At 58.4% G+C, this 8,592-nt stretch carries 9 protein-coding genes and 1 pseudogene; 7 read left to right on the forward strand and 3 right to left on the reverse strand.

The window, feature by feature from the left end:
• The 3 genes and pseudogenes from ABYV89_RS11530 to ABYV89_RS11540 all read left to right on the forward strand — a co-directional run.
• A pseudogene (locus ABYV89_RS11530) lies at window positions 1-253 on the forward strand (hydrogenase formation protein HypD); the annotation flags it as partial.
• Between the two features lie 128 nt (window positions 254-381).
• Window positions 382-1,395: a hydrogenase expression/formation protein HypE gene (gene hypE, locus ABYV89_RS11535; protein ID WP_432823102.1), complete on the forward strand. Its 1,014-nt coding sequence runs from the start codon at window positions 382-384 to the stop codon at window positions 1,393-1,395.
• A 21-nt stretch (window positions 1,396-1,416) separates the two neighbouring features.
• Window positions 1,417-1,593, forward strand: a complete 177-nt coding sequence (locus tag ABYV89_RS11540) for an indolepyruvate ferredoxin oxidoreductase subunit alpha (protein ID WP_432823103.1) — start codon at window positions 1,417-1,419, stop codon at window positions 1,591-1,593.
• A gap of 42 nt (window positions 1,594-1,635) precedes the next feature.
• On the opposite strand, the gene ABYV89_RS11545 is transcribed toward ABYV89_RS11540, so the two are convergent.
• The gene (locus ABYV89_RS11545; protein ID WP_432823104.1) at window positions 1,636-2,292 is read right to left on the reverse strand and encodes a DUF4126 domain-containing protein; all 657 of its coding nucleotides are present in this window, start codon (window positions 2,290-2,292) and stop codon (window positions 1,636-1,638) included.
• Window positions 2,293-2,531: 239 nt separating this feature from the next.
• Between ABYV89_RS11545 and ABYV89_RS11550 the strand changes: the two genes are divergently transcribed.
• From ABYV89_RS11550 to cydB, 4 genes are read left to right on the forward strand one after another with little or no spacing between them, the layout of a single operon-like run.
• Entirely contained in the window at window positions 2,532-2,936 is a 405-nt protein-coding gene (locus ABYV89_RS11550) for an RrF2 family transcriptional regulator (protein WP_432823105.1), read from the forward strand.
• Between the two features lie 17 nt (window positions 2,937-2,953).
• Entirely contained in the window at window positions 2,954-3,178 is a 225-nt protein-coding gene (locus ABYV89_RS11555) for a DUF4492 domain-containing protein (protein WP_432823106.1), read from the forward strand.
• 11 nt (window positions 3,179-3,189) lie between these two features.
• The gene (locus ABYV89_RS11560) at window positions 3,190-4,725 is read left to right on the forward strand and encodes a cytochrome ubiquinol oxidase subunit I (RefSeq protein ID WP_432823107.1); all 1,536 of its coding nucleotides are present in this window, start codon (window positions 3,190-3,192) and stop codon (window positions 4,723-4,725) included.
• A gap of 1 nt (window position 4,726) precedes the next feature.
• A complete protein-coding gene (cydB, locus tag ABYV89_RS11565) occupies window positions 4,727-5,863 on the forward strand; it encodes a cytochrome d ubiquinol oxidase subunit II (protein ID WP_432823108.1) in 1,137 nt (378 codons plus the stop codon).
• 205 nt (window positions 5,864-6,068) lie between these two features.
• Here the strand turns inward: cydB and ABYV89_RS11570 are convergent, their stop codons facing one another.
• Both ABYV89_RS11570 and ABYV89_RS11575 read right to left on the reverse strand, forming a co-directional pair.
• Window positions 6,069-6,269: a cold-shock protein gene (locus ABYV89_RS11570; RefSeq protein ID WP_432823109.1), complete on the reverse strand. Its 201-nt coding sequence runs from the start codon at window positions 6,267-6,269 to the stop codon at window positions 6,069-6,071.
• 488 nt (window positions 6,270-6,757) lie between these two features.
• Window positions 6,758-7,675, reverse strand: a complete 918-nt coding sequence (locus ABYV89_RS11575) for a MinD/ParA family protein (protein WP_432823110.1) — start codon at window positions 7,673-7,675, stop codon at window positions 6,758-6,760.
• Window positions 7,676-8,592 lie beyond the last annotated feature (917 nt).

An 8,592-nucleotide genomic window follows, 5' to 3' on the forward strand; every position in this document is an offset into this window, starting at 1 on the left:
CGCCATCCCCGGCAGCGGCCTTAAAATCCGCGACCAGTTCGCCGCCTTCGATGCGGCCCGCAAGCTGCCGGTCGAGGTGGAGCCGCCCAGAGAGCCTGTCGGCTGCCGCTGCGGCGACATCCTCAAGGGAAAGATCGGCCCCAAAGACTGCCCGCTCTTTCGCAGCGCCTGCACCCCGGAAAACCCGGTCGGCGCCTGCATGGTTTCGAGTGAAGGAACTTGCGCTGCGGAGTATAAATACGGCATGGAATAAATCATCCATGGTAGGGGCAGGCCCCCGTGCCTGCCCTGGCTTGAGGATTTACAACCGCCGACGTGATGCGTACAAGGGCAACCACAGGGGGTTGCCCCTTCGCCTCAATATTTGGAGTTATCCACTCAATGAATTCCGACATCATCCTCCTCGGCCACGGCAGCGGCGGCAAGCTCAGCCACCAGCTGCTCGATACGCTGATCATTCCGACCCTGTCGCAGGTGGCCGAGCGCGACCAGAACGACTCGGCCATCCTTCATCATGAAGGCGGCCGACTGGCCTTCACCACCGATTCCTACGTGATCGACCCGATTTTCTTTCCCGGCGGCAACATCGGCGACCTGGCCGTCAACGGCACGGTCAACGACCTGGCCATGGCCGGCGCACGGCCGCTGGCGATCTCGGTCGCCTTCATCCTCGAAGAGGGGCTGCTGCTGACCGAGCTGAAAATCATCCTGGAGTCGATGCGGGAGGCCGCCGAAAAAGCCGGCGTGCGCATTGTCACCGGCGACACCAAGGTGGTCCCCAAGGGCAAGGGGGACAAGCTGTTCATCAACACTTCGGGGATCGGCGTCTTCGATCACGACCTGGAAATCACCGGCAGCGGCGCGCGGGTCGGCGACAAGATCCTCATCAACGGCACCCTCGGCGACCACGGCATGGCCGTACTGGCCAGCCGCGAAGGGCTCGAACTCGATGCCGACATCCGCAGCGACAGCGCCGCCCTCAACCACCTGGTCGCCGACCTGCTGGCGACCTGCGGCGGCAGCGTTCACGTGCTGCGCGACCCGACCCGCGGCGGGGTCGCCACCACCCTGAAAGAGATCGCCCGCCAGTCGCAGGTGGAAATAACCCTTGACGAATCGGCGCTGCCGGTGGACGATACGGTGGCTGGAGCCTGCGCCATCCTCGGCCTCGACCCGCTGTTCGTCGCCAACGAGGGGAAACTGCTGGCGGCGGTTGCCCCGGAAGCAGCCGATGAAATCCTCGCCCTGGTCCGCCGCCACCCGGAAGGGGAAAAGGCCGCGATCATCGGCGAGGTGACCGGCACGGCCCCCGGAAAAGTGCTGATGCGCACCGCCATCGGCGGCCGGCGCGCCATCGAAATGCTGGCCGGCGAACAGCTGCCGCGCATCTGCTGATTTCAACCACAAGGAGTTCCCATGAAAATCATCGTCGATCCCGAAACCTGTACCGGCTGCGGCGCCTGCGTCAGCGCCTGCCCGGTCGACGCCATCAGCATGGAAGGCGATCTCGCCGTCATCAATCACGCCGTCTGCGACCTCGACGGCATCTGCATCCCGGCCTGCCCGGTCGACGCCATCAGCCTCGGCGAATAACCCGCCGGCACGAAAAAGCCGGCATACGCCGGCTTTTTCGTCCTACACCTGGATATCGGTTCCGCCGCCGTCCGTCGGCGGCGATTCGCTTCCCCGACCCCGGAAAATCCGGCCGAGAAACCCGAACACCTTCTTCACCCCCCGCCAGATCTTCGGCAAGAGCCAGATCATCAGCAGGATAAAGACAACCAGTCCGCCGACAAAGATCCAGGGATAATGCAGGGCCGCCCACAAGCCGCCGACCACCGCAACATCTTCGCTGACCGAAGCGATCCAGTTGGAAAACGGCTCCGGCGAACTGTTGATCATCACCCTTGAGCCGGCCTTGGTGGCATGGGTGCCGGCGGCCAGTCCGCCGCCGAGCAGCCCGACGGCGATGGCCACCGCCGGGCTCACCTCGCCGACCGCACCGGCGGCCAGCACCGCTCCGGCCGGAATCCGGATGAAGGTGTGGATAGTATCCCACCCCGTATCGACTCCGGGGGTCTTGTCGGCAAAAAACTCGATCAGGTACATCAGGCCGGCGGCAAAGATCACCATCGGCTCGGTCAACACCTCGAGCCCCGGCGGCAAGACCATGTTGCCGCTGGCTCCCAGCAGGCCAAGCATAAGGATCGCGGCGTACAGGTTGATGCCGCTGGCCCAGGCGACCCCCATGCTCAGGGCGACAACCTGGATGACTTGGTCGAGATTTTCCATGCCAGTTCCCTTCTTCGGTTGCACCTTCATTGGCGAGAGCTAAACTCGAGCTAATCGGATTTCTGTTTTTTATAATAACCTTTTTTTCGACTGAATGCAGTCCTACGGAGAAAATCCTGCCGGCCGGACCGCCGCCTTGTTGAAAAAATTCCCGGCAAATTGAATTAAGACCAAAATGGTCCTTGACATTCCATTCCCCGGAATGTAAAAAGATAAAAACGATCTTTTGGGTGACAATTATGATGGGACTGACCCGCAAGGGAGAATACGCAATTAGGGGCATAATTTACCTGGCCAAACAGGAACCGGGCAAATTAGTCCTGATCAGTGAGATCGCCGACGCCGTCGATGTTCCGCAGAGCTTTCTGGCTAAAATCTTCCAGAGCATCACCCGCCTCGGCATTGTCCGCTCGAGCCGCGGCGCGGGCGGCGGCTTTTGCCTGGCCCGGCCGGCGGCACAGATCACCCTGCGCGAGGTGGTCGAGGCTGTTGAGGGCCCGATCTGCCCCAACCGCTGCCTGATCGGCGCGGGGACCTGCGAACGGAGCGACACCTGCAACGTGCACCCGGTCTGGCGCAGGGTGCAGGAGCAGGTACAGCAGGTCCTCGACGAGGTCACCCTGGCCGAGCTGAGCAACCCCTGACCCCTGGAGAAAAGGCCTTGCTGAAAAAAATCTACCATTTTTACCGGGACGGCTTCCGCTCGATGGTGCTTGGCCGCACCCTCTGGAAAATCATCCTGATCAAGTTGGCGGTACTCCTGGTGCTGGCCAACTTCGTTTTGCCCAACTACCTGAACAGAAATTTCACCAGCGACACCCAACGCGCTGAACATGTTATCGACAACCTGACCGTTTCCAGTAAAACGAACGGCAATGAACACTGAAGGAGGCACCCGTGATCGATCCGATCGACCTTTCAATGGTAAACTGGGCCCGCGCCCAGTTTGCCCTGACCGCCATGTACCACTGGATATTCGTCCCGCTGACCCTGGGCCTCTCGTTTCTGCTCGCCTTCTTTGAAACCCTGTACGTGCGTACCGGCAATGAAGAATGGAAGCGTATCACCAAGTTCTGGATGTCCCTTTTTGCGGTCAACTTCGCCATCGGCGTCGCCACCGGCATCATCCTCGAGTTTGAATTCGGCACCAACTGGTCGAACTACTCATGGATGGTCGGCGACATCTTCGGCGCCCCGCTGGCGGCCGAGGGGATCTTCGCCTTCTTCCTTGAAGCGACCTTTTTCGCCGTGATGTTCTTCGGCTGGAACCGCGTCTCCAAGCGCTTCCACCTCTTTTCGACCTGGATGGTAGCCATCGGCTCCAACCTCTCGGCCCTGTGGATTCTGGTCGCCAACGGCTGGATGCAGTACCCCGTCGGCATGGCGTTCAATCCCGACAGCGCCCGCTTCGAAATGGAGAATTTCTGGGAAGTGCTCCTCTCGCCCATGGCCATCGGCAAATTTACTCACACCACCAGTTCCAGCTTCCAGGTAGGCGCTCTCTTCGTGGTGGCGGTTTCCTCCTGGTTTCTGCTGCGCAATCGGCACCGGGAAATGGCCAAGAAAAGCATCATCGTCGCCTCGGTGTTCGGCGTCATCGCTTCGGTTTTCGTCGCCTTTACCGGCGATGAATCGGCCTACACCGTAGCCCAGAAACAGCCCATGAAACTTGCTGCGATCGAGGGGCTTTACGAAGGGGACACCAACTGCGCCCTCTGTGCCGTCGGCGTTCTGCGCGGGGACACCCAGCCCGGCGACACCTCGGACCCCTACCTGTTCGCCATCAAGCTGCCCGGCGCCCTGTCGTTTCTGGCCACCCGCTCCTTTGACGGCTTCGTCCCCGGGATCAACGACCTGGTCTACGGCAATGCCGAGCAGGGGGTGGTTGGCGTCGCAGAAAAAGCCGCCTCGGGGCGCATTGCCGTCGAACAGCTGGCCCTCTACAAAGGGGCCCGCAAAGCCGACAACAACCTGGCGGCCGAGACCGCCCTGGCCGAATTCAGAAAGCACGAAGCGAACCTGGGCTACGGCTTTTTGCAAAGCCCCGAAGAAGCGATCCCTCCCGTGGCCCTCTCCTTCTACAGCTTCCGCGTGATGGTCGGCCTGGGGACCTTCTTTCCCATCCTCTTCATCCTGATGCTTGTCTTTACCCTGCGCGATACCATCGAGGGCAAACGCTGGCTGCTCGGACTCGGGGTTATTTCACTCTTTCTCGACTACCTCGCCTCCGAAGCCGGCTGGGTCGTCGCCGAAGTCGGCCGTCAGCCCTGGGCCATCCAGGGGCTGCTGCCGGTCAGCGTCGCCCGCTCCAATCTGACCTCGGCCACGGTGGCGGGAACCTTCTTCATGTTCCTGTTCCTCTTCACCATCCTGCTTATCGCCGAAATCCGCATCATGCTGAAACAGATCGCCATCGGACCGGAGGAGAAATAACATGATTGGCAGCCTTGCTCTTACCCAACTGCAGCAGATCTGGTGGATCATCGTCTCACTGGTCGGCGCCCTCTTTATCTTCATGACTTTCGTCCAGGGCGGACAAACCCTGCTCTTCACGCTGCCCAGAACGGAAGACGAAAAGACCCTGATTATCAACTCCCTCGGCCGCAAGTGGGAACTGACCTTCACCACCCTGGTGCTGTTCGGCGGCGCCCTGTTTGCCGCCTTCCCGCTCTTCTACGCCACCAGCTTCGGCGGCGCCTACTGGGTCTGGATTTCGATTCTCTTCACCTTTGTCATCCAGGCGGTCAGCTACGAATACCGCAAAAAACCGAATAACGTTCTCGGCGCCCGCACCTATGAAGTCTTCCTGTTCGTCAACGGCAGCCTCGGTCTGCTGCTGATCGGTGCCGCCATCGGCACCTTTTTCACCGGCTCGAACTTTCTGCTCAACGACTATAATTTCGTCAAGTGGATGCACCCCTTAAGAGGACTCGAAGCGGCCTTCAACCTGTTCAACGTTTCGCTCGGTGTCTTTCTGATCTTTCATGCCCGGGTGCTCGGATCCCTCTACCTGGCCAACAACCTGGCTCATGCCGACCTGGTTTCCCGCGCCCAACGGGCGGCCTTCATCAACCTGCTCTGCGCCCTCCCCTTTCTGCTCGTTGTCCTCGGCGGCCTGGTCACCATGGACGGCTACGCCGTCGATCCCGCTACCGGCACCGTCTTCGTCGAAGCGGGCAAATACCTGGGCAACCTCTTCGCGCTGCCGCTGAACCTGGTCCTGCTGCTGGCCGGACTGGTGCTGGTCGTGGCCGGAGTCGTTCTGGCACAGTTCAAGGGGAGCACCCGCGGAATCTGGTTTTCCGGTTTGGGAACTGTCCTGGTCGTGCTGGCCCTGCTCTTTCTGGCCGGCTTCAACGAGACCGCCTTCTACCCGTCGAAGGTCGACCTGCAGAGCAGCCTGACCATTTTCAACGCCTCGAGCAGCCATTACACCCTGACGGCCATGACCTATATCGCCCTCGCGATCCCCTTCGTCCTGGCCTATATCATCTATGTCTGGCGCTCGATGGATGCCGGCAAGATGTCGCTCGATGATATCAACAAAGACGGACACAACGAAGTTTACTAATCAAGGAGATCGAGATATGACTGTCATTCTGGTCGTCGGCTGGTTCGCCGTCATCGCCGCCTCATATATCGGCGCCGAAGTAGTGCTGAAGCTTTCCGGCAAACTCTGAACCACGGCAACATCGATAACGATTCACCCATAGTTGAATAAAAAAAGCCCCCCGGTTTCCGGGGGGCTTTTTTTGCTCAACTATGTCCAGAAGCGCTTAGGCCCTGGTTACATTGGCGGCCTGGGGGCCCTTCTGGCCCTGGGTCACCTCAAAGCGAACGCGGTCGCCCTCTTGCAGGGACTTGAAGCCGTCGCCCTGAATCGAAGAGAAATGTACGAATACATCGGGACCGTTGTCCTGCTCGATGAAACCAAAACCCTTTGCGTCGTTAAACCACTTTACAGTACCTTCTGCCATTGTTCTCTTGCTCCTTCTGTTCCGTCGTACGGAAGCGTTGTCGCTGTGCTGAAACCTTTGCCGACAAAAAAACCGCCCAGACTCAGGTCTGTGCGGTCGCTCTTAAACTGACTGACTATCAATCGGTCCGGTCGCCTGTTTCTGCACAAACATTTCTATGCTTATGGCCTTTACACGAATGCCCGCATAAAGTCAAGCCTTTCCAAGCCCCTCTCTTCCTCAACGCCCCGCAGAATACCCAAACCTAGGCCCAGAACCGCCGAACTTTTCGGTCCCGCCCTCCTCGTAGGCATCGAAACCATGTCGAATGATGATCATTTCACCAGGCCATAACTGGTCAAAATCTTTTTCACCCGCGCCACCCTATCTCTGACCCACATTCGGCAAAATGAACATATCACTGCCACGAACGCATAAAATAGCAACCAGACAGATTGCCGACCATCGCTGCCACAGCCTGAAACACGGTGGAATATCCAGGGCCATGCCTATTCGCCCTGCCCGAAGGAAAGGAGTTGCTTCCAGAAAAACTGTGGGGTTCCCTTGGGCTGGACATTCGGGATCACCGCGGTCAGGCTTTCGGCAAGGGACTCAAAGGCACCATTTATTTTACTTTTCGGATAAAGCTCGACCATCACCTTCTGCCTGGAGATCGCCTCACGCATGCGCTTGTCATAAGGGATACAGCCCAGGTAAGCGATGGAAATATCCAGGTAGCGGTTAGCAACATGGGTGAGTTTTTTATACACATCAAGGGCCTCGTCCTGATCGGACACCGAATTCACAACAAGATTGAAACGCCGCTCGTGGTATTTGGTTGAAAGAACTTTCATTATCGCATAGGCGTCGGAGATCGCCGTAGGATCGGAGGTGGTGACAACAAGAATTTCCTGCGCCGCAACGTTAAAAAAGGTGACGTTTTCTGAAATACCCGCTTCAGTATCGATGATGATAATATCGAAATCACCATAAAATGCGTCCATGGCATCGAGAAAGCGCAGCTTCTGATCGGAGTTGAGACGGGTGACCGACTGGATGCCAGACCCCCCAGGCAGGAGCTGAACCCCCTCGGGCCCCTCGACCACGATTTCCTGCAAGCTCTTCTCTCCGGCAAAGAAATGGTTGAGGTTATACTTCGGCGTCAATCCGAACACCACGTCGATGTTGGCCAACCCCAGAACAGCATCGATGATCAGCACTTTCTTACCCAGACGGGCCAGAGCGATGGCGACGTTGGCCGCTACGGCGGTCTTGCCCACCCCGCCCTTGCCGCTGGTAACCGAGATGACCTGGGGAAACGTCCTCCCCTCACCACTTTTCAGCGCCGAAGGGTTAATGTTTTCATCCAGAGATCGCTGGGCCACTGCCTGGTCGGCATGTTCTTTGACCATATTCAAATCTCTCATTCTTTATGTTTCCCCAAGAACTGCCTCGCCGCCCACCGCGGATCGTCTTGATGCCAACATTGGGCGAGCCGATGGTCGCTGGTCAGGACGGAGAAGGGGCCGGCATACTGTAAATGCACATTCAGAATCAAATCGAGCTCTTCAGGTCCATCAATTTGGCAAAACCAGCCCGCAAATCCACAATTGGACAACCCGCAGTATGGCTCCGGCCACTTTCTGTTCGCGGGTGGAACCACGCCATTCGAGACAACGTCCACGTTGTGAGAAAACTGCACCGGGACTGACGACCCACGGTCATCCTTTTGACATGCGAACAAATTGTTGGCGCACAGAGGGAGAGGCCTGCGCATTTTCGTCAGGGGCATGACGGATGCCACCGTTCTACCCGGGCCTGCAGCACACTCGCAGAGCAGGTCAGCGTCTGGCGTCGCGCGGATTCCGCGCATATCCCGGACTTACATCTGCTCTCGCTGATGATCCTGTGCATTTTCATCATCAGAGACTAGGCCGCAGCTTTGCCACCGTCCCAGGGCAATCTTGTTCAGTATACTGAGCAAGTTCTGTGCCTTTTGTCGTCAGCCCGCCTGCAAGGGTGAGCCTTGACGATTTAAACGAGAGGGATCACGATCACAATTGCGTCGCCAACGGCGATCAATCAACGACAAATGAAGTTCCTTACTTATCTTCCCGGAGACCGTCGGCCTTGACGGGCCAAAGCGGAAAACCGGGTGATTGAGGGGAGTTTTCGAGGAGATGAGCGCGAATCGCAGGTATTTATCGAGCATCATCGGTGACATGGGCCGAGCAGTCGATTTTTCAGTCGGCCCAAGTGAAGCCCGACAGCCTCCTGAGGCAAGAAACGAACAGTAACGGGATTTTGGAACCATGCGGGAAGGGATGGGACACCAGCCAGCGAC

This window comes from Trichloromonas sp., from assembly GCF_041583255.1.
In the GTDB taxonomy this organism is placed as follows: domain Bacteria; phylum Desulfobacterota; class Desulfuromonadia; order Desulfuromonadales; family Trichloromonadaceae; genus Trichloromonas.